This window comes from Halomonas tibetensis, from assembly GCF_042643535.1.
GTDB lineage: Bacteria > Pseudomonadota > Gammaproteobacteria > Pseudomonadales > Halomonadaceae > Halomonas > Halomonas tibetensis.
Genome location: NZ_JBHRSQ010000007.1, coordinates 255470 through 276128 on the forward strand (window position 1 = coordinate 255470; position 20659 = coordinate 276128).

Sequence of the window (20659 nt, forward strand, 5' to 3'; positions counted from 1 at the left end):
CCGCTCAGGCATGTCAGGAGTCGTTGGCGGGCGCCGCGCGCCCCGGGGTCAGGCGCACGGCATCCTCATCCGGAAAGCGGCCCTCACCCACCAGCCGCCACTCGGGTTCATCGACCTGGGGCTGCAGTTGCAGATACCAGCGATAGCGCAGGTTGTCAGGTGCCTGGCCCAGGTAACGGCCGTCGCGAACGTGCTCGAGGGTAATCTCGATATCGCGATCATCCCGGGTGGGGAAGATCAGCTCGAAATCGAGTTTCTCGGGGTAGTGGTCGCCCTCCAGGTCCAGCACCACGTCGCTGGTCAGGGGGTCGATACGCACGCTTGCTGCGATCCCCAGCTCGGCGGCGCGCTCCTGTTTGGCCAGCACCATGTTAATGGCACGGCCGTGCTCGTAGTAGTCCTCCTGTACCATACCGTCGGCACTGCGGATCGCCAGAAAGGCGAAGGTGGAGCTGACGCTGATCGAGAGCATCAGCAGCCCGATCAGAAACCAGGGCCAGAACTGCTTGTACCAGGGAGTCACAGGGTGGGACATGTCATCTCCGGATGTCGCCGATGAAGCGGATCTCGCGTTCCAGCGTGATGTTCGAGTCCTCATCGGCCTCGATGCGTAGGGTAATGGGGTGGCTAGGGCGCTCGATTACCGACGGGTCAACGGTGATGGAAATCACGTTGCTGCGGCTGTCTCCAGCGGGCACCGTGATACGGTCAGTGTCCAGGACCAATCCCGGCAGGCCGGAAGCCTCCAGGCGATAGACATGGTCCTCGCTGTCCAGGTTGCGTACCGTCAACACGTAGATGTTGCTTAGGCGGCCATCGCGGGTGAGCTGGTAAAGTTCGGTGCGCTCGCGTTCCACATCGAACCCCAACGGGGTGCGATCGGTCACTGCCCAGGCGAACACGCCTATCATGACAATCAATGCCGCCAGGTAGCCCATCAGACGTGGACGCACGATGTGGGTTGGCTTGCCTTCCAGGGCGTTCTCGGTGGTATAGCGAACCAGACCGCGAGGGTAACCCATCTTGTCCATCACGCTGTCGCAGGCATCGATACAGGCCGCGCAGGTGATGCATTCGTACTGCAGGCCGTCTCGGATATCAATGCCGGTGGGGCAGACCTGTACGCAGAGGTCGCAATCGATGCAGTCGCCGTAGCCCGCCTCTCTGGCCTCGGTGTGGCTGAGGCTCTTCTTGCGGGCGCCACGGGGCTCCCCGCGTTCCGTGTCATAAGAGACAATCAGGGTGTCGCGGTCAAACATCACCGATTGGAATCGCGCGTAGGGGCACATGTAGATGCACACCTGCTCGCGCAACCAGCCGGCATTGAGGTAGGTGAACACCAGGAAAAAGCCGGTCCAGAAATAGGACCAGCCGTGGGCCTGAAGGGTCGGTAGGTCAACGACCAGTTGACGGATCGGCGTGAAGTAACCCACGAAGGACACCCCGGTAGCCAGTGCGATCAGCAGCCAGATGGCGTGCTTTGCCGACTTTCGCCACAGCTTATCGGCGCTCAAGCCGCTACGGTCAAGTTTGATGCGGCGGTTGCGGCTACCCTCGAGTCGGTGCTCGAACCAGATGAACAGGAAGGTCCAGACACTCTGAGGGCAGGTATAGCCGCACCACACTCGGCCGGCGAACACCGTGATGAAGAACAGCCCGAAAGCGCAGATGATCAGCAGCCAGGAGAGAAGCATGAACTCCTGGGGGTAGAAGGTGGCGGCGAAGATGTGGAACTCCCTGCTGGGCAGGTCGAACCAGATGGCCGGACGATCGCCCCAGGGCACCCAGGGGATCAGAAAGAACCCCAGCATCAGGGCCCAGTTGGCGCTGCGCCTCACCTTCTGAAAGAGGCCCTTGATCTCCCGCACGTAGATGTGGCGTCGGCTGGCGTACATCTCCTGTTGCACCTTCGGGCCGGGGGAGTGGTGCTCGACCGGTGACGGCGTGACATCGCGGGCAGGTATCTTGTCGCTCATGGCAGGCTCACGGCAGGAGGGGGGAAGGGCCAGCAGTGATGCTGGGGTGATCATTGTATCGAGATGGCGAACCAACGAGAAAGGGTGCGACGTGGCGCCGCACCCTCAAGGTCTTTCCGGAAGGAGTATCAGTCCCGGAAGCGCAGGCTGTAGACGTAGGCCGCGACCAGGTGGACGCGTTCCTCGCCGATATAGGCGGCCTGAGCCGGCATGTGGCCGTTGCGTCCGTTACGCAGGGTCTGACGCACGGAGTCTGCCACGCTCTGCCCCGGCCTCTGGTAGAGCCAGATGTCGTTGGTCAGGTTGGGCGCGCCCAGCGCCTGGTTGCCGGTGCCGTTGGGCATGTGGCAGGCGGCACAGACAGAGGCATAGGTCGCCGCACCGCGTTCGGCGCGTTCCTCGTCATGCTCAAGCTCGGAGAGCGAGAGGGTGAACTGGGTGAGGTTCTCGATGTTCTCCTCGCCGAGCTGCTGCCAGGAGGGCATCAGACCGTTGCGGCCGCGGACCAGACTGGTAACGATATTGTCCGGTTCGCCGCCGTAGAGCCAGTCGTCGTTGGTCAGGTTGGGGAAGCCGTAGCCGCCCTGAGCGTTGGAGCCGTGACACACCGCACAGTTGTTGAGGTAGATGCGCTCGCCCACCCGCATGGCGTCGGCGTCCCGGGCCAGATCGGGGATCGGGATCTCTTCGTACTGGGCGAAGATCGGTGTGAAGCGCTCTTCGGCGCGGGCCACCTCTTCCTCCCACTGGCCTTCCTGGGTCCAGCCCAGTACGCCGGCGAAGTTGCCAAGCCCCGGGTAGAGCACCAGATAGCCCAGCGAGAAGATCACGGTGCCCACATACAGCTGAAACCACCAGCGCGGCAGCGGGTTGTCGTACTCCTCGATGCCGTCGGCGGCGTGCCCGGTGGTCTCGACGTTGCCTTCGGCGTCGGGAATCTTTTCCGTCTTGCGGTTGGCGTAGAGCAGCCATGTGGCAAAACCGATGGAGCCCAGCGTGATGACAATGATCCAGGTGCTCCAGAACCCGGAAAGGGAGTCACCCCAGAGATTATTCATGCGTTCTTGTCTCCCTTGCTCTTGCGGGAATCGGCCCCGTTTGGCGAGGCGCTCCTGTCACGGTTCGGCTGCTCATCATCATCGGCGAAGGGCAGGTGGGCCGCCTCGTCGAAGTCAGGCTTGCGACGCTTCGAGTAGGCCCACACGGTGATGCCGATGAAGGCCACAATAAGCAGGCCTGTGATGATGCCGCGGAAAGTCCCGGTATCCATGCTCAGCGGGTTCCCTCGAGAACTGTGCCCAACTGCTGAAGGTAGGCGATCAGCGCAATGATTTCCTGTTGGCCGCGTACCTCGCGGGTGGCGCCTGCGATGTCCTCGTCAGTGTAGGGCACGCCCACCATGCGAAGCGCCTCCATCTTCTTGGGCGTGGCGTTGCCATCCAGCGTGCGCTCGAAGAGCCACGGGTAGGCAGGCATGATCGACTCGGGCACCACGTCACGCGGGTTGTACATGTGGGCGCGGTGCCAGTCATCGCTGTAGCGGCCGCCGACGCGGGCCAGATCGGGGCCGGTGCGCTTGGAGCCCCACAGGAAGTTGTGGTCGTAGACGGACTCGCCGGCCACGCTGTAGTGGCCATAGCGCTCGGTTTCGGCGCGGAACGGACGAATCATCTGCGAGTGACAGCCCACACATCCCTCGCGGCGATAGATATCGCGACCTTCCAGTTCCAGGGCGGAGAGCGGGCGCAGCCCGTCTACCGGCTCCGTGGTCTGTTTCTGGAAGAACAGCGGCACGACCTCGGCAAGGCCGCCGAAGCTGATAGCCACCAGGATCAGCACGGCGAGCAGGCCGACGTTCTTTTCGATGATCTCGTGTTTCATTGGTGTCGGTATCCCCGGTTGCTCAGGCGGTCTGCGGAAGCGGCTGGCGAGCGTCTTCACTGCGATTGACGGTCATGTAGACGTTGTAGGCCATGATCAGCATGCCCACGACCCAGCACAGGCCGCCGATCAGGCGCACAATGTAGCCGGGACCGCTGGCCTCGACGGACTCGATGAAGGTGTACATCAGGGTGCCGTCGGCGTTGATGGCGCGCCACATCAGGCCCTGCAGGATACCGTTGACCCACATGGAGGCGATGTATAGCACGGTGCCGATGGTCGCCAGCCAGAAGTGGATTCCGATCATGCCCACGGAGTGCATCTCGGTGCGGCCGAACAGGCGCGGAATCAGGTGGTACATGGACCCGACGGTGATCATCGCCACCCAGCCCAGGGCACCGGCGTGGACGTGACCGATGGTCCAGTCGGTGTAGTGGGACAGCGCGTTGACTGTCTTGATCGCCATCATCGGCCCCTCGAAGGTGGACATGCCGTAGAAGGAGAGGGCCACCACCAAAAAGCGCAGGGTCGGATCGGTGCGCAGCTTATGCCAGGCGCCGGAGAGGGTCATCATGCCGTTGATCATGCCACCCCAGGAGGGCGCCAGCAGGATGATCGACATGACCATGCCCAGGGACTGGGCCCAGTTGGGCAGGGCGGTGTAGTGCAGATGGTGCGGACCGGCCCACATGTAGACCATTATCAGCGACCAGAAGTGTACGATGGAGAGACGGTAGGAGTAGACCGGGCGCTCGGCCTGCTTGGGTACGAAGTAGTACATCATCCCCAGGAAGCCGGCGGTCAGAAAGAAGCCCACCGCGTTGTGCCCGTACCACCACTGCACCATGGCGTCGATGGCGCCGGCATAGACGGAGACGGAATACATGGCGGTGACCGGAATGGCGGCATTGTTGACGATATGCAGCACCGCAACGGTCAAGATGAAGGCGGCGAAGAACCAGTTGGCCACGTAGATGTGGGAGGTCGTGCGCTGCTTGATCGTCATCAGGAAGACGATGGCATAGCTGACCCACACTACAGCGATCAGGATATTGATCGGCCATTCCAGTTCGGCGTACTCCTTGGTGGTGGTGTAGCCCAGCGGCAGGGTGATGACTGCCGAGAGGATCACCGCCTGCCAGCCCCAGAAGGTAAACGCGGCCAGTTTGTCGGACCAAATCCGGGTCTGACAGGTCCGCTGAACCACGTAGTAGGAGGTGGCAAACAGCGCGGAACCCCCGAAGGCAAAGATGACGGCGTTGGTGTGCAGCGGCCGCAGGCGACCGAAGCTTGTCCAGGGTAGATCGAGATTGAGTTGCGGCCATACCAGTTGTGCGGCGAGGATGACACCGAGGAGCATGCCCACGATGCCCCACACCACTGTCATGATCGCGAACTGCCGAACTACCTTGTAGTTGTAGGTCGGGTGTTCAATTGCTGTGCTCATGTCAGGTTCCCATCGAACGCGGTAGCGGGTTGAAGCTGCGTCAGTTTGCCACGGACCCAGCGCCCCGAGGATGATGCAGGTCAAGACGTAATGGATTGTATCGCAGCCCGTCCCAATCCTGAACACGCCAATCGGTGTAGTCGGAGAAATCACGAGGAGATCCCTTGTCACATTACGCCGCTCAGGATTATGAGCCCATTACCCCGGCCCTGTGTCGCGAACGTCTGGCGGCCGGCCAGCTAGGACGCTGGTGGTTGCCTGACGGCCCTCTGGAAGTTCGCGGCGAGGCCCGCGTGGGCCGACTGCTGATGGTCCATGGCGCGGGTTCTGGTCAGGATTCCACATTTCTGCAGCGCTGTCGCGATGCTCTAGCCGAGCAAGGTGTCCAGACGCTCGCCATCGAGTTCGCCTACCTGCAACAGATGCGCCGAGAGGCGCGGCGTCGGCCCCCACCTCGTATAGATCGACTGGTCGAGGAACTGATGCGCTGGTGCGACACTCTGACGCATTCTTCCTTGCCGCCGCTGTGGCTTGGAGGTAAGTCCATGGGAGGACGAGTGGCAAGTCTGCTGGCGGCTCGCGACGGCGCCGCTGGCCTGATCCTGTGTGGTTATCCCTTCCATCCATCGGGCAAGCCCGATTCTTTGCGTCTCTCCCATTGGCCATTGATCTCCTGTCCTACCCTGGTGGTTCAGGGGAGTCGCGACCTTTTCGGTAGCCGGCAAGAGATCGCCGGTTATGATCTTGGCCATGCCCGTGTCCACCTGCTCGAGGATGGCGATCATGACTGGCGGCCGCGCCGCTCCAGCGGCCGCACTCAGGCGTTGCTGATCGATGAGGCGGCCAAGGTCATCGCTGACTTTATGGCCACGCATTGATGGGTGGCCGGGGCAGGGCGAGCCGATAAAATGCTGGCGAAATGACGACTCGGATCGAGTCGGGCAAAAAGCGTTGACATTGATCTCGTCCCCTGTAGAATTCAGCGCCACGTGTCCAGGGGTGGTTAGCTCAGTTGGGAGAGCACCAGCCTTACAAGCTGGGGGTCACAGGTTCGAACCCTGTACCACCCACCACTGCCTGATAGCAGTGCCTGATCACGAGAAGCACGCAGCGGACCGGTAGTTCAGTTGGTTAGAATGCCGGCCTGTCACGCCGGAGGTCGCGGGTTCGAGTCCCGTCCGGTCCGCCACGATGATGGATTGGTAGCACCAGAAAAAAACGCAACGGTTGCATTAGAAGATTCATAAGCTTGTAGTTTACGTGGGTGATTAGCTCAGTTGGTTAGAGCACCAGCCTCACATGCTGGGGGTCACTGGTTCGAATCCGGTATCACCCACCACGCGGACCGGTAGTTCAGTTGGTTAGAATGCCGGCCTGTCACGCCGGAGGTCGCGGGTTCGAGTCCCGTCCGGTCCGCCATTACTACTTGTTGATTCCTTGTGTCTATTGCAACTCAGTGTTGCGCTCGAATTCTCAAGCCCTGGGCCACTCGCCCGGGGTTTCGTGTTTTAAGGCCGCTAGGTTTCTTGTCGAATGTTCTTACCGACGGGGTTTCCCACGGCTTTCGCGGCGCTTACATTCCTCTCTTCTCGTTGCCCTTACCCGGGGCGTCCCTCTTCAACTTTTCTCTCCCACTTTTCTCTTCGACTCCCCCCTGTCATAGCGTTTCGGCCTTGCATCCGCTTTGCACCCCTGGAACAACTATCATACAGTTGTTTGAATTGTCGGCCTTCTCCCCCTTTTTGCCTGCAAACAACCAGGAGCGCAACATGACCGCCTACCCTCATTTGTTCCGGCCCCTGTTGGTAGGTCATCTGACGCTGCCAAATCGGGTGCTGATGGGTTCCATGCACACCAACCTGGAAGAGGCGCCCGGTGGCTTCGAGCGTCTGGCAGCCTTTTATGTCGAGCGGGTTCGGGAGGGCGTGGCGCTTATCATTACCGGTGGCATCGCCCCCAATCCGGAAGGTGCTGTTTTCGAAGGGGCCGCCACCCTGGAGCATGAGGCGCAGCTCCATGACCATCGCCGCGTAGTGAAAGCCGTCCATGCCGAGGGCGGGCGCATCTGCATGCAGATTCTGCATGCCGGGCGCTATGCCTATAGTCCCGCGCTGGTGGCCCCCTCGGCCATTCAGGCGCCGATCAATCCTTTTATACCCCGTGCGCTGAGCGAGAGCGAGGTGGAGCAACAGATCGCCGACTACGTGCGCTGTGCAAGGCTCGCCAAGGAAGCCGGCTATGATGGCGTGGAGGTGATGGGCTCGGAAGGTTATCTGATCAACCAGTTCGTCTGCCGGCGCACCAACCACCGTGACGACGCCTGGGGCGGTGAATTCGTCAGCCGCATACGCTTCCCGGTAGAGATCGTGCGGCGTATTCGCGAGGCGGTGGGCGATGAGTTCCTGATCATCTTCCGGCTCTCCATGATCGACCTGGTGGAGGAGGGCAGTACCCATGACGAGGTGGTCGCCCTGGGCCGCGCTGTCGAAGCTGCCGGGGCCAGCCTGATCAACACCGGTATCGGCTGGCATGAAGCACGGGTGCCAACCATCGTCACGAGTGTGCCGCGGGCGGCCTTCACCGCAGTGACCCGGCGCATGAGAGCAGAGCTGACGGTACCGCTGGTGACCACCAACCGCATCAATATGCCGGAAGTAGCCGAGAAAGTGCTGGCCGAAGGCCACGCGGACATGGTCTCCATGGCGCGGCCCTTCCTGGCCGACCCGGCCTGGGTGAGCAAGGCCGCCGATGGCCGGGCAGAGGAGATCAATACCTGCATCGCCTGCAACCAGGCGTGTCTGGACCACACCTTCCAGGGCAAGGCGACTTCCTGTCTGGTTAACCCCAGAGCTGGCCACGAGACCGAACTGCTGATCACACCCGCCGAGGTGCCCAGGCGGGTCGCCGTGGTAGGTGGTGGTCCAGCGGGGCTGGCGGCGGCGCTCACTGCTGCCCAGCGCGGCCATGTGGTGACCCTTTTCGAGCGCAGTAACGAACTGGGTGGGCAGTTCAACTATGCGCGGCGGATTCCGGGCAAGGAGGAGTTCGACGAGACCCTGCGCTATTTCCGGGTGATGCTCGACCGCCATGGGGTGCGTGTACGCCTCAACTGCGAGGCCGACGTCAAGGCGCTTCGCGACTTCAGTGCGGTGGTGGTGGCCAGCGGGGTACGCCCGCGCCTTCTGGAGCTGCCCGGAAGCGCTCATCCGAAGGTGATGACCTACCCCGCAGCGATCCTGCACCCGGAGCGAGTCGGTCGGAGGGTGGCGATCATCGGCGCCGGCGGCATCGGCTTCGATGTGGCGGAGTTGCTCACTCAGGGCGTTCACTCGTCCTTGGATCGCGATGCCTGGTGCGACGAGTGGGGTGTGGATCTGTCGGTCGCGACTCCGGGCGGCCTCAAGACGCCGCGCAACCCAAGTGTGTTTCGCCAGGTCTTCCTGCTTCAGCGCAAGGCCTCCAAGCCTGGAAAGGACCTCGGCAAGACAACCGGCTGGGTGCATCGGGCTTCGCTCAAGCACCGCGGCGTCGAGACGCTTGTCGATTGCGAGTACCTGGGCGTCGACGATGCCGGTTTGCGTCTGCGGGTCGGTGGAAAAGCTCGACTGCTCGAGGTGGATAGCGTGGTGGTCTGCGCCGGCCAGGAGCCGGTGCGTGAACTATTCGAGCCGCTGCGCGCCGAAGGTTTCGAGGTACACCTGATCGGTGGCGCCGACGAGGCCACCGAGTTGGACGCCAAGCGTGCCATCGATCAGGGAACCCGGGTGGGGGCAGGGCTCTAGCCATCCGAAGGATGGCATCGTCTCATCTTCCGGTTACCGTGCCTGGGGGCCAGTCCCCCGGAACCTTTCGCTGCTCACCTGTAGGCTTACTTTCGTGGCCCGCCGAGTCTTCTCGGCGGGCCACGCTAGTGTTGCGTTGACAAAAACCGCACGGTGGCCAACGAACCCTTGGTCGACATCATGCTCTTAATGGGTAACGTCAGCGTTGATTCGATGTCCGCTAATGCTGTGCCGGACTGTCCTACGCTGAACTTGTCACGATCCGGAGCGCCGCTGACGCATCAGGCGCCGAATCATCGGGCTTTAAGGAGGCATCGATGAGCATCTTTGACCATGTGCAGAATCGCTATGAGCGCGTCCAGCAGGAGGAACTGACCCTGCAGGAGTACCTGGAACTCTGTCATCGGGAGCCAACGACGTTTGCATCGGCCGCCGAGCGGATGCTGGAGGCCATCGGCGAGCCCGAGGTGATCGATACGGCCAAGGACCCACGTCTCTCGCGCATCTTTTCCAACAAGGTCATTCGTCGCTACCCGGCCTTTTCCGAGTTTTACGGTATGGAGGAGGCGATCGAACAGATCGTGTCGTATTTTCGCCATGCCGCCCAAGGCCTCGAGGAGCGAAAGCAGATTCTCTACCTGCTCGGGCCCGTTGGCGGCGGCAAGTCCTCGCTTGCCGAGCGGCTCAAGCTGCTGATGGAGAAGGTCCCCTTCTATGCCATCAAGGGTTCGCCTGTCTACGAGTCACCGCTGGGCCTCTTTTCGCCCGAGGAGGACGGCGAGCTGCTCGAGAAAGAGTACGGTATTCCGCGCCGCTACCTGAAAAGCGTGATGTCGCCCTGGGCGGCCAAGCGCCTCAAGGAATTCGGCGGCGATATCAGCCAGTTTCGTGTGGTACGCCTCTATCCCTCTCGTCTCAACCAGATCGCCATCTCCAAGACCGAGCCCGGAGACGAGAATAATCAGGATATCTCGTCGCTGGTTGGCAAGGTGGATATTCGGCAGTTGGAAATGTATTCCCAGGACGACCCTGACGCCTACAGCTTCTCCGGCGGCCTTTGCCGCGCCAACCAGGGTTTGATGGAGTTCGTGGAGATGTTCAAGGCGCCGATCAAGGTGCTGCATCCGCTGCTTACCGCCACCCAGGAGGGAAACTATAACCCCACCGAGGGCATGGGAGCGATTCCCTTCGAAGGCATCGTGCTGGCCCACTCCAACGAGAGCGAGTGGCAGGCATTCCGCAACAATCGCAACAACGAAGCCTTTCTCGACCGCGTCTATATTGTCAAGGTGCCCTACTGTTTGCGGGCCTCCGAGGAGGTCAAGATCTATCGAAAGCTGCTTGAGCACTCGTCGCTCAACCAGTCGCCCTGCGCTCCGGATACCCTGCGTATGCTGGCACAGTTCACGGTGCTCTCACGGCTCAAGGAGCCGGAAAATTCCAGCGTCTATTCCAAGATGCGGGTCTATGACGGCGAGAACCTCAAGGATACCGATCCCAAGGCCAAGTCGATCCAGGAGTACCGCGATGCCGCCGGAGTGGACGAGGGTATGGACGGGCTTTCCACCCGCTTTGCCTTCAAGATTCTCTCCAAGGTGTTCAACTTCGACAGCCACGAAGTGGCGGCCAATCCGGTGCATCTGCTCTATGTGCTGGAGCAGAGGCTGGAGCAGGAACAGTTGCCACGTGAGACCTTTGAGCGCTACCTGCGCTACATCAAGGAGTACCTGGCGCCGCGCTATGTGGACTTCATCGGCAAGGAGATTCAGACGGCGTACCTCGAGTCCTACTCCGAATATGGCCAGAATATCTTCGATCGCTACGTCACCTATGCCGACTTCTGGATCCAGGATCAGGAGTACCGCGATCCGGAGACCGGCGAGCTGTTCAACCGTCAGTCTCTGAATGAGGAATTGGAGAAGATCGAGAAGCCTGCGGGCATCTCCAATCCCAAGGATTTCCGCCATGAGGTGGTCAATTTCGTGTTGCGGGCCCGCGCCCAGAACAACGGCATGAACCCCAGCTGGCAGTCCTACGAGAAGTTGCGCGGTGTGATCGAGCAGAAGATGTTCGCTAACACTGAGGAGTTGCTGCCGGTGATTTCCTTCAACGCCAAGGCCTCCCAGGCGGACCAGAAGAAGCACGAGGATTTTGTGGCCAGGATGGTCGAGCGCGGTTACACCGAGAAGCAGGTGCGCCTGCTCTCTGAGTGGTACTTGCGGGTGCGCAAGTCGCAGTAGGCCAAGGAGGTCATCCATGACCTATTTCATCGATCGACGGGCCAACGCCAAGCATAAGAGCGCGGTCAACCGGCAGCGTTTCCTGGATCGCTATCGGACCCATATCAAGCGGTCGGTTGAGGAGGCGGTTAACCGACGATCCATTACTGACATGGAGCGCGGCGAGAAGGTATCGATCCCAAGCCGAGATATTTCCGAGCCCGTATTCCAGCATGGTCCGGGTGGGAAGCGTTCGATCGTCGCGCCCGGCAACAAGGAATTCACCGAGGGGGACCGCCTGCGCCGTCCCGGCGGCGGTGGCGGCGCGGGTGGCGCCGGAGAAGGCGGCGCCTCTGACCAGGGCGAGGGTATGGATGAGTTTGCCTTCACCCTGAGTCGCGAAGAGTTTCTTGACTTCGTCTTCGACGGCCTGGAACTGCCCCATCTGGAGCGCAAGGCGCTGGTGGATCTCGACGAGGTGAGGCCGGTGAGGGCGGGGCTCTCCCGTGATGGCGTACCGGCGCGGATCAATATCGTGCGCTCCATGCGAGAGGCTCACGCCCGGCGCATCGCCATGCGGGCGCCCATCCGCCGCGCCCTGCGAGAGGCGCGCGAAGCCCTCGAGATCGAGGAGCGCAAGGACCCTGTGCTGCGTAACCCCTCGCGCATCAAGGAGCTCGAAGCGGAGATCGTACGCCTCGAGAAGCGCCTCGAATCGGTGCCCTTTATCGACACCTTCGACCTGCGCTACAACAACGTGACCAACCAGCCCCAGCCTTCCAGCAAGGCGGTGATGTTCTGTGTGATGGACGTCTCGGGCTCCATGACCCAGGCCCACAAAGACATCGCCAAGCGCTTCTTCCTCCTCCTTTATCTGTTTCTGGAGCGCAGCTACGAGAAGGTCGAACTCGTCTTCGTGCGCCACCACACGGCCGCCAAGGAGGTCGACGAGGAGGAGTTCTTCTACTCACGGGAGACCGGCGGCACTATTGTCTCCAGCGCTCTGACCCTGGTGGACGAGATCATCGCCAAGCGCTACCCGCCGGGACAGTGGAATCTCTACGTGGCTCAAGCCTCGGACGGTGACAACTGGGACGACGACTCCGTTGCCTGTCGAGAGTTGCTGATCAAGAAGTTAATGCCGCGCCTGCAGTATTTCACGTACGTGGAGATCACTCCTCACGCCCACCAGGCGCTATGGGAAGAGTACGAAACGGTGGCCGCCGAGTTTTCGGCGCGTTTTGCCATGCGCCAGATCGTCGAGGCCGGTGATGTCTATTCGGTGTTCCGTGAGCTGTTCAAGCGACGCGCCGTTGGCGGATAGACGCCTGGCGTGTCGCAGAGGAGGAACCATGACACGACGCAAGCCCATTGCCACCGGATCCGACTGGAACTTCGAGATCCTCACCGAGTTCGAGCGCGAGATTGCACGGTTGGCAGACGAGTATCGCCTCGATATCTACCCTAACCAGATCGAGGTGATCACCACCGAACAGATGATGGACGCCTATGCCAGCGTAGGCATGCCGGTCGGCTACCACCACTGGTCCTTCGGCAAACAATTCCTGGCGGTGGAGCAGGCCTACCGGCGGGGCCAGATGGGCCTGGCCTACGAGTTGGTGATCAACTCCGACCCCTGCATCGCCTACCTGATGGAGGAGAACACCCTGATGATGCAGGTGCTGGTGATGGCCCACGCCTGCTACGGCCATAACTCCTTTTTCAAGGGTAACTATCTTTTCCGCACCTGGACCGATGCGAGCTCGATCATCGACTACCTGATGTTTGCTCGGCAGTACGTTGCCGAATGCGAGGAGCGCCACGGCGTCGCGGCGGTGGAGCAACTGCTGGATGCCTGTCATGCCCTGCAGAACTACGGCGTCGATCGCTACAAGCGCCCCTCGCCAATCTCCGCCGCCGAGGAGGCGCGCCGCCAGAAGGAGCGCGAGGCGTATCTGCAGACCCAGGTCAACACCCTGTGGAGCACCATCCCCGGACGGCCTGTGGCGGATGCGCTGGCCGGGGGGCACGACGAGGATGATCCGCTCGGGCTGCACACCGGTGGTCGCTACCCGCCGGAGCCCCAGGAAAACCTGCTCTACTTCATCGAGAAGAACGCCCCTCTACTGGCGCCCTGGCAGCGCGAGGTGGTGCGCATCGTGCGTAAGCTGGCTCAGTACTTCTACCCCCAGCGCCAGACCCAGGTGATGAACGAGGGCTGGGCGACGTTCTGGCACTACACGCTGATGAACCGTCTCTTTGATGAGGGGCTGGTGGACGAGGGGCTGATGCTGGAGTTCCTGCAGTCGCATACCGCAGTAGTGAATCAGCCGGCCTTCGACAGCCCGTGGTACAGCGGGATCAACCCCTACGCGCTGGGCTTTGCCATCTTCAGCGACCTCAGGCGGCTGTGTGAAAATCCAACGGAGGAGGATCGCCAGTGGTTTCCCGACGCCGCCGGCAGCGACTGGCGTGAGACCCTGGAGTTCGCCATGAAGAACTTCAAGGATGAATCCTTCATCCAGCAGTTCCTGTCACCCCAGGTCATCCGGGACCTCAAGCTGTTCACGGTGGTGGACGATGACCAGGAGGAGATGCTGGAGGTCTCGGCGATCCATGACGAGCGCGGTTACCGACGGGTTCGCGAAGCGCTGGCTACTCAGTATGCCCTGTCGCTGCGCGAGCCCAACATTCAGGTCTATGCTGCGGATATACGCGGTGATCGTTCGTTGACGCTACGCCACGTTCAGGACAGCCGCCGCCCTTTGGCGCGCAGCGTCTATCCGGTGATCCGGCATCTGCATCAACTCTGGGGGTTCCCCGTGCGACTGGAGTCAATGGAGGGTGATGAGTTGGTGCGCCGCTATCAGTGGCCGCTGCCGCAGGAGATGGCTCAGACCTGAGTTGCGCGCCCTGAAATGACGAAACCCGCGCCAAAGCGCGGGTTTCCTTCAAACGTGCCGTGTAGCGATCAGGACTGAGCAATCCAGGACTGACACCATCCAGCTGGCTCGACGCTGTTTTGAGGAAACAGCTGGCAACCTTGATTGCCTGCCTGGTAGAACATGCAGTTATCGCAGCGCTCACCCTCTTCATAAGCTGGGTGATCGGCTGCCTCGGCAGCATCCTCGACATAGTTCAGTGCCTGGGCCTGGTCTGCACCCGGGTCGAGGCGCGGAAGATCTTGAGCAAAGGCGCTTCTGGAGAGGATACCAGCGCCCAGCGGCAGGGCAGCGAGGCCGAGCATGCTGTTGCGCATGAAGTCACGACGGCTATGGTTGGCCATGGGATCTCCTTTTCGTCACGGTTTCAGGAACAATTCCTGTTCTTCTTTTTTAGCGAGTGGTGAGCCACCGACGATTAAGACAGGGGCTGCTCCAGACAGTTCGCTGTCCTATGGTAGTAGAGTGACTATGTCGATGCGAACCAGCCAGTCGCTGTGCGGCAATCTGCCGCGTAGCATGCCAGAGTTCAGGAGAGTCGATGATCTTCACCCGTTTTGCTTCCCCCCTTGGTGAAATCCTGCTGTGTGCGGATCCAGCGGGCTTGCGTCAGCTGATTCTCACCGCCGAGGAGTTGACGGACCCCGAGGGGGCTCGCCGAGACGACGATGCCCTGATCGATGCCCGTGAGCAGGTGCTGGCTTATCTGGACGGCCGCCGGCGCAGCTTCAGCCTGCCGTTGGCGCCGGGAGGCAGCGATTTTCAGCGCCAAGTCTGGGCCGCCTTGTTACGCATTCCCTGGGGGGAAACCCGCACTTACGGGGAACTGGCGCGCCGGCTTGGTCGCGAGGGCGCCGCTCGCGCTGTGGGTGCCGCCAATGGTGCCAATCCGCTGCCGCTGCTGATTCCCTGCCACCGAGTGGTTGCCGCCAGCGGCCTGGGCGGCTATAGCGGAGGACTGGCGCTCAAGCGCCGGCTCCTCGAGATGGAAGGCAGTCTTCCTGGCTGAACCGCGATTCTGCCGGGCTGCCGGCACTGGTATACTCGCTTTCTAGCCGGTTGCCACCGACCGCATATCCACCGCGCCCAGTGGGGCCGCATCAAGGAGAGTGCCCGATGCAGAATGCCGTAATCCTGATCAATGCCGAGAAGGGCCAGGTCAAGGCGGTGGCTGAGCGCCTGGCCGACGTGGACGGGATCAGCGAGGTCTATTCTACCTGCGGACGCTATGACCTGGTGGCCATTGCCCGCACCCGCGATTTCGAGAGCCTGGCAGAACTTGTTACTGAAAGGTTGAACGCCGTGGAGGGTGTCCGCGACACCGAGACGCTCAATGCCATGCAGGTGCATTCCCGCCACGACCTGGAAACAATGTTCTCACTGGGCTGGTAACCGTTACGAGCCGGGCGCCAGGGTGTCCGGTCGGTGTTTCCCTGCACTGTTCCCCCACCGCTCGCTGGAAGCCATTCAAGGATGAGTCGTCGTCGTTCCCCCGTTACGCGCTGGCGCCGCCAGGCGCGTCGTTTTGGTATTACTCTGCTCTTCGTGCTGGTTGCCTCCGGTCTCTGGTACGGACAGGAGCGTCAGGTTCGCGATCAGCTGGTGTGGATGGGTGTGCCCGAGTGGCAGAGCCCGACACTCCCCAGCCTGCATCGAGTGCTGCGCAACGAAGGCTTTCTGGTGGGCTGGTCCGACGTTCGGGTCAACCCGCTGTGGGTCAGCTACCAGCTTCGGGCGGTGGAGGATCCCAGCGCCGGCCCGCGGCCTGGTTTTCGAAAGGACTGGCGAACCCTGTGGCCAGTCGGCACTGACCATTACGCCGGCAGCGGTTACGACCGTGGCCATATGGCCCCCAACTACGCTATTGCAGCGGTGCACGGACGGGAGGCGCAGCTCGACACCTTCTACATGAGCAACATGTCGCCCCAGCGCCCGGATCTTAACCGGCGGTTGTGGCAGCGCCTCGAGGAAGTGGTGATCGATCGCTTCGTGCCGCGTTTCGGTGAAGTTCAGGTGATTACCGGGCCGGTATTCCCGGAGCGCTTTTTCGACAATGTCTTCAATCGTGTGGGTCTTGTAGAGGTTCCCGAGGCCTTCTACAAGATCATTGCCGTGCCGGGGGATAAGCCTCGCGTGCTGGCCTTCCTCATGCCCCAGGAGGTGCTTGGCGATGAGCCACTGGATGCCTACCTTGTCAGCGTCGACGAAATCGAGGGGCTTACCGGGCTCAACTTTTTCCCGCGATTGCCCGATGTCGTCGCCGAGGTCCTGGAGGGAGAGGTGATCACCCAAGGCTGGGCTTTGGAGGAGGTGGCGCGCTTGCCGGGGCGTTTCTGAAAAGGGTGTTTCGAGCGGGCACAAAAAAGCCGCGATCCATGTCGCGGCTTCCTGTGATGTTCTTATCTGATTCAGTCGGCACGATGCGTTGATAAGATTGGTGCCCAGGAGAGGACTTGAACCTCCACGTCCATACGGACACTAGCACCTGAAGCTAGCGCGTCTACCAATTCCGCCACCTGGGCGCATCATGCAATATGTCGTGTTCGCGGTAATCCCGAAGGATTCTGGTGCCCAGGAGAGGACTTGAACCTCCACGTCCATACGGACACTAGCACCTGAAGCTAGCGCGTCTACCAATTCCGCCACCTGGGCGAACACGAGCAATACCAACTGATAAAGAGCAGGGAGCGAACTCCGCACCATCATTCCTGAAGAAAGGATGGTGCCCAGAAGAGGACTTGAACCTCCACGTCCTTACGGACACTAGCACCTGAAGCTAGCGCGTCTACCAATTCCGCCATCTGGGCAGGCGATGCGCATGTTACCCGATTTCTTCGCCAATGCAAGCGTCATAGGGGCATCGAGCCGCTGTTTTCTTCCTTTCCGGGGTGGCAGCGAGGGTCACCATGGTTGGGTGGTGGACGGCGCGGCGCTATACTGGGTGTATGACAATTGAAACGATACGCCAGACCTCATGCTTGGGGCGCCTTTGCGCCATTTCTCTCATGCCGTCATCGACCCTGCCAAGGATGCTCAACGCATGACCCATTGGACGCTCAGCGACGACCCGCACGCCAGCCGCGAGGCCCACAAGTACGACAATCCCGCCCCCAGCCGCGAGTACCTGCTCGCTCGGCTCGAGGAAGTTGGTAAACCGATCACCCACGAGACGATGAGCCGCTTGCTGGGCCTCGATGATGAGGATCTGCAGGAGGCGGTGCGTCGTCGCCTGGCCGCCATGGAGCGGGATGGCCAACTGCTGCGCAATCGCGCCGGTGCCTACGCACTGATCGACAAACTTGATCTGATCCGAGGCAAAGTGCTGGGACATCGTGATGGTTTTGGCTTCCTGCTCCGTGAGGACGGAAAGAAGCCCGATCTGGTCCTGCCGCCCAGGCAAATGCGCCGCGCCTTCCACGGTGACTACGTGCTGGCTCGCGTCAGCGGACGGGATCGCCGCGGCCGCGACGAGGCGACCATCGCCGAGGTAATTTCCCACAACACGCAAACCATTGTCGGCGTCTACCGCCAGAACACCTCCGAGTTCGGGGTGCTGATCCCCGAGAACCCGCGCATCACTCAGGAAGTGATCATCCCGCACAGCGCTTGCGGCGGGGCAAAGGACGGCCAGGTGATTTCGGCAAAGATCGTTCAGCAGCCCGAGACCCGAGTGCAGCCGGTTGGCGAGGTGATCGAGGTGCTCGGCGAGCGCATGGATCCGGGGATGGAGATCGACATTGCCATCCGCAGCTATGAGATCCCCGCCGAGTTTCCGCCGGAGGTCGACGACCAGATCGCCAGCATGTCTGCCGAGGTGGCCGATGAGGACAAGCACCGCCGCATCGACTTGCGTGATGTGCCGCTGGTGACGATTGATGACGAGACCGCCAAGGACTTCGACGATGCGGTCTGTGCCTGGAAGACCAAGTCAGGCAGTTGGAAACTGCTGGTGGCCATCGCCGATGTCTCCCATTACGTGCGTCCGGGCAGCGCCCTGGACCAGGAGGCGATTCGACGCGGGAACTCGGTCTATTTCCCCGGGCAGGTCGTGCCGATGCTGCCTGAGCTCCTCTCCAACGGACTTTGCTCGCTGAACCCGTCCGTCGACCGGCTGGCTCTGGTCTGTGAGATGAATATCTCCCAGAGCGGCACCATCAGTCGCTACCGCTTCTACGAGGCGGTGTTCCAGTCGCACGCGCGCCTTACCTATAACAAGGTAGCGGCGATCCTCGACGAGGGCGACTCAGCGGGCGATGCCTTGCGCGAAGAGCATCGCGCGCTGGTGCCATCGCTGCAGAATCTGCATTCCCTCTATCGGGTGCTGCGCGAGGCCCGTGTAGCGCGCGGTGCCATCGATTTCGAAACCACCGAGACGGCCATCGTCTTCAATGATGAGCGCAAGATCGAGAAGATCGTCCCGCGTTCACGCAATGATGCCCATAAGATCATCGAAGAGTGCATGCTGGCGGCCAACGTCGCTACGGCACGCTTCCTTGACAAGCACGACCTGCCGGCACTCTATCGCATCCACGAGAAGCCCTCGCCTGAGCGCCTCGACAAGCTGCGGCTCTTCCTGAATGAGCTGGGTCTGTCACTGGGCGGCGGCGATGATCCCAGTCCTCAGGATTATCGGGAGCTGGCCGAAGTCATCAAGGATCGTCCCGACACCGACGTTATCCAGACCGTGATGCTGAGATCCATGAGCCGGGCGGTCTATTCACCCCAGAATGACGGTCACTTCGGCTTGGCGTATCCGGCCTATGCACACTTTACCTCGCCGATCCGCCGCTACCCGGATCTGCTGGTTCACCGCGCCATCCGCTCGGTGATTCGTGGGCCGCGCCAGACCAATACGGTGCTGCGCGCCGACGGCGCGCTGGTGGAGCCGCCAAGCAAGTGGGCGCCCTATACCTTCGAGCAGATGCTCGAGCTCGGCGAACACTGCTCGATGACAGAACGCCGCGCCGACGACGCCACCCGTGACGTCGAGGACTGGCTCAAGTGCGAGTTCATGTCCGACAAGCTGGGCGATGTATTCGACGGCACCATCGCCTCGGTCACTCAGTTCGGTATCTTCGTACGCCTCGATGAGGTCTATGTTGAGGGGCTGGTGCACGTCACCTCATTGCCTTCTGATTATTACCACTACGAGCCCGAGAAGCACCGCCTCAAGGGTGAGCGCAGCGGCATGAGCTACCGGCTGGGGGATGGGGTCACCGTGCAGGTGGCCCGTGTCGATCTCAATGATCGCAAGATTGACTTCGCCTTGGCTGATGACAAGCCTCGCCCCAAGCGGGCCCCGCGCCGCCGCCGCGGGGCGGATGACGCTCCCGATAAGGGGCGTGCGCGGGCCGGTGGCAAGCCGCCCAAGGCCGAGGCCGCTCCGGTGGCCAAGGCCGAGGAGGGTGACGGCAAGAAGCGCGGGGGTGGACGTCGCCGCCGCTCGCGGCGCTGAGCGTTTTCTCTTCCACCACGGATGTAAGGATGGTCATGAAGCAGAAGCGACCCCGGCGGCCTGCCGGCAGCCTGCCGGCAGTACCTGGCGGCCTGGAGGCGGTGTTCGGCGTGCATGCGGTGCGCGCCCTGCTTGACCGCGGCGAGACGCCGCGGGAGCTGTGGGTCCAGGAGGGCAGCGCGGGCGGCCGTCTCTCCGAGCTGGTCGAATCGGCGGGGAGTCGCGGTGCTCGCATCCAGGTCCGTCCCCGAGATGAGCTCGACCGGCTCGCCCAGGGGGCAGCCCACCAGGGAGTGATCGCCTTCGCCACGCCTCTGACCTTCGAGAGCGAAGCGTCCCTGTGGTTCAAGCTGGAAGCCTGGCCCTTTGAGGCGCCGCCGCTGCTGCTGGTGCTGGATGGCGTCACCGACGTGCACAACTTCGGCGCCTGCCTGCGCAGCGCCGATGCCGCCGGCGTCCACGGTGTCATTGTGCCCAAGGACAAGGCGGCGCCGCTCAACGCCACGGTGCGCAAGGTGGCCTGCGGGGCTGCCGAGAGCGTGCCGGTCTACCAGGTCACCAATCTGGCCCGTGCCTTGGCCAGGCTTAAGGAGTTGGGGGTCTGGATCACCGGAACTGCCGGCGAGGCCGAAACGTTGGTCCATGAGGCCGATCTCACCGGCCCCACCGCACTGGTAATGGGCGCCGAGGGCAAGGGCATGCGTCGCCTTACCCGTGAGGCTTGTGATCTACTGGTCAAGCTGCCCATGGCCGGCAGCGTGTCCAGCCTCAATGTCTCGGTGGCCACCGGCATCTGCCTGTTTGAGGTGGTGCGCCAGCGACGCGGCTGAAGTGCCGGGTGCTTGCTATCGCCTCCGCCACTCTCTACAATTCTTGCGCCCGTTCGTCCTTCGAACGGGTACTCGTGATTTTTTACTATCACCTCCTTGCTTCCCCGGAGCCAGGTCTCACGTGGAA

General features: G+C 61.8%; 17 protein-coding genes and 7 tRNA genes. 14 read left to right on the forward strand and 10 right to left on the reverse strand.

The features are described from left to right. Positions 1–13 precede the first annotated feature (13 nt). From ACFODV_RS03995 to ccoN, 6 genes are all read right to left on the reverse strand, one after another. Positions 14–535 (reverse strand): FixH family protein, encoded by a 522-nt coding sequence (locus tag ACFODV_RS03995; RefSeq protein WP_379755000.1) that lies wholly within the window; start codon positions 533–535, stop codon positions 14–16. Position 536: 1 nt separating this feature from the next. After that, on the reverse strand, positions 537–1976 hold the full coding sequence (ccoG, locus tag ACFODV_RS04000; protein ID WP_379755003.1) for a cytochrome c oxidase accessory protein CcoG: 1440 nt from the start codon (positions 1974–1976) through the stop codon (positions 537–539). A gap of 128 nt (positions 1977–2104) precedes the next feature. Continuing rightward, complete coding sequence (ccoP, locus tag ACFODV_RS04005) at positions 2105–3034, reverse strand: cytochrome-c oxidase, cbb3-type subunit III (protein WP_379755006.1); 930 nt, start codon at positions 3032–3034, stop codon at positions 2105–2107. Further along, complete coding sequence (locus ACFODV_RS04010; protein ID WP_290784904.1) at positions 3031–3246, reverse strand: cbb3-type cytochrome oxidase subunit 3; 216 nt, start codon at positions 3244–3246, stop codon at positions 3031–3033. Before ACFODV_RS04010 ends, ccoP begins: the two co-directional genes overlap by 4 nt. A gap of 2 nt (positions 3247–3248) precedes the next feature. After that, positions 3249–3857, reverse strand: a complete 609-nt coding sequence (ccoO, locus tag ACFODV_RS04015; protein WP_379755009.1) for a cytochrome-c oxidase, cbb3-type subunit II — start codon at positions 3855–3857, stop codon at positions 3249–3251. 22 nt (positions 3858–3879) lie between these two features. Continuing rightward, positions 3880–5304: a cytochrome-c oxidase, cbb3-type subunit I gene (gene ccoN / locus ACFODV_RS04020; protein WP_379755012.1), complete on the reverse strand. Its 1425-nt coding sequence runs from the start codon at positions 5302–5304 to the stop codon at positions 3880–3882. A gap of 164 nt (positions 5305–5468) precedes the next feature. Here ccoN and ACFODV_RS04025 point away from each other — a divergent pair, with 164 nt between their 5' ends. The 9 genes from ACFODV_RS04025 to ACFODV_RS04065 all read left to right on the forward strand — a co-directional run bounded on the left by ACFODV_RS04025 (position 5469) and on the right by ACFODV_RS04065 (position 14208). Next, positions 5469–6182, forward strand: coding sequence for an alpha/beta family hydrolase (locus ACFODV_RS04025; protein ID WP_379755015.1), 714 nt, complete (start codon positions 5469–5471; stop codon positions 6180–6182). Between the two features lie 119 nt (positions 6183–6301). Next, positions 6302–6377 (forward strand) — tRNA-Val (locus ACFODV_RS04030). A 39-nt stretch (positions 6378–6416) separates the two neighbouring features. Beyond that, a tRNA-Asp gene (locus tag ACFODV_RS04035) sits at positions 6417–6493 on the forward strand. A gap of 73 nt (positions 6494–6566) precedes the next feature. Beyond that, positions 6567–6643: transfer RNA gene (locus tag ACFODV_RS04040), tRNA-Val, on the forward strand. 3 nt (positions 6644–6646) lie between these two features. Then, positions 6647–6723, forward strand: a tRNA-Asp gene (locus tag ACFODV_RS04045). A 350-nt stretch (positions 6724–7073) separates the two neighbouring features. Continuing rightward, entirely contained in the window at positions 7074–9086 is a 2013-nt protein-coding gene (locus ACFODV_RS04050) for an FAD-dependent oxidoreductase (RefSeq protein WP_379755018.1), read from the forward strand. Between the two features lie 317 nt (positions 9087–9403). Beyond that, positions 9404–11326 carry a PrkA family serine protein kinase gene (locus tag ACFODV_RS04055; RefSeq protein WP_379755021.1) on the forward strand — a complete coding sequence of 641 codons (1923 nt, stop codon included), beginning with the start codon at positions 9404–9406 and terminating at the stop codon, positions 11324–11326. Positions 11327–11342: 16 nt separating this feature from the next. Beyond that, positions 11343–12629 carry a YeaH/YhbH family protein gene (locus tag ACFODV_RS04060; protein ID WP_379755024.1) on the forward strand — a complete coding sequence of 429 codons (1287 nt, stop codon included), beginning with the start codon at positions 11343–11345 and terminating at the stop codon, positions 12627–12629. A 28-nt stretch (positions 12630–12657) separates the two neighbouring features. Next, positions 12658–14208: a SpoVR family protein gene (locus ACFODV_RS04065; RefSeq protein ID WP_379755027.1), complete on the forward strand. Its 1551-nt coding sequence runs from the start codon at positions 12658–12660 to the stop codon at positions 14206–14208. A gap of 68 nt (positions 14209–14276) precedes the next feature. Here the strand turns inward: ACFODV_RS04065 and ACFODV_RS04070 are convergent, their stop codons facing one another. Then, positions 14277–14591 (reverse strand): high-potential iron-sulfur protein, encoded by a 315-nt coding sequence (locus tag ACFODV_RS04070; RefSeq protein WP_379755030.1) that lies wholly within the window; start codon positions 14589–14591, stop codon positions 14277–14279. 197 nt (positions 14592–14788) lie between these two features. Here ACFODV_RS04070 and ACFODV_RS04075 point away from each other — a divergent pair, with 197 nt between their 5' ends. From ACFODV_RS04075 to ACFODV_RS04085, 3 genes are all read left to right on the forward strand, one after another. Beyond that, positions 14789–15256 carry a methylated-DNA--[protein]-cysteine S-methyltransferase gene (locus ACFODV_RS04075; protein ID WP_379755033.1) on the forward strand — a complete coding sequence of 156 codons (468 nt, stop codon included), beginning with the start codon at positions 14789–14791 and terminating at the stop codon, positions 15254–15256. Between the two features lie 107 nt (positions 15257–15363). Then, complete coding sequence (locus ACFODV_RS04080; RefSeq protein WP_379755036.1) at positions 15364–15639, forward strand: Lrp/AsnC family transcriptional regulator; 276 nt, start codon at positions 15364–15366, stop codon at positions 15637–15639. 81 nt (positions 15640–15720) lie between these two features. Continuing rightward, a complete protein-coding gene (locus tag ACFODV_RS04085; protein WP_379755039.1) occupies positions 15721–16584 on the forward strand; it encodes a DNA/RNA non-specific endonuclease in 864 nt (287 codons plus the stop codon). A gap of 98 nt (positions 16585–16682) precedes the next feature. Here the strand turns inward: ACFODV_RS04085 and ACFODV_RS04090 are convergent. From ACFODV_RS04090 to ACFODV_RS04100, 3 genes are all read right to left on the reverse strand, one after another. Further along, a tRNA-Leu gene (locus ACFODV_RS04090) sits at positions 16683–16769 on the reverse strand. Positions 16770–16812: 43 nt separating this feature from the next. Beyond that, a tRNA-Leu gene (locus ACFODV_RS04095) sits at positions 16813–16899 on the reverse strand. A 68-nt stretch (positions 16900–16967) separates the two neighbouring features. Then, positions 16968–17054, reverse strand: a tRNA-Leu gene (locus tag ACFODV_RS04100). A 233-nt stretch (positions 17055–17287) separates the two neighbouring features. Between ACFODV_RS04100 and rnr the strand changes: the two genes are divergently transcribed. Together rnr and rlmB are read left to right on the forward strand one after the other, a co-directional pair. Next, on the forward strand, positions 17288–19702 hold the full coding sequence (gene rnr / locus ACFODV_RS04105; RefSeq protein WP_379755042.1) for a ribonuclease R: 2415 nt from the start codon (positions 17288–17290) through the stop codon (positions 19700–19702). 29 nt (positions 19703–19731) lie between these two features. Then, positions 19732–20532, forward strand: coding sequence for a 23S rRNA (guanosine(2251)-2'-O)-methyltransferase RlmB (gene rlmB, locus ACFODV_RS04110; RefSeq protein ID WP_379755045.1), 801 nt, complete (start codon positions 19732–19734; stop codon positions 20530–20532). Positions 20533–20659 lie beyond the last annotated feature (127 nt).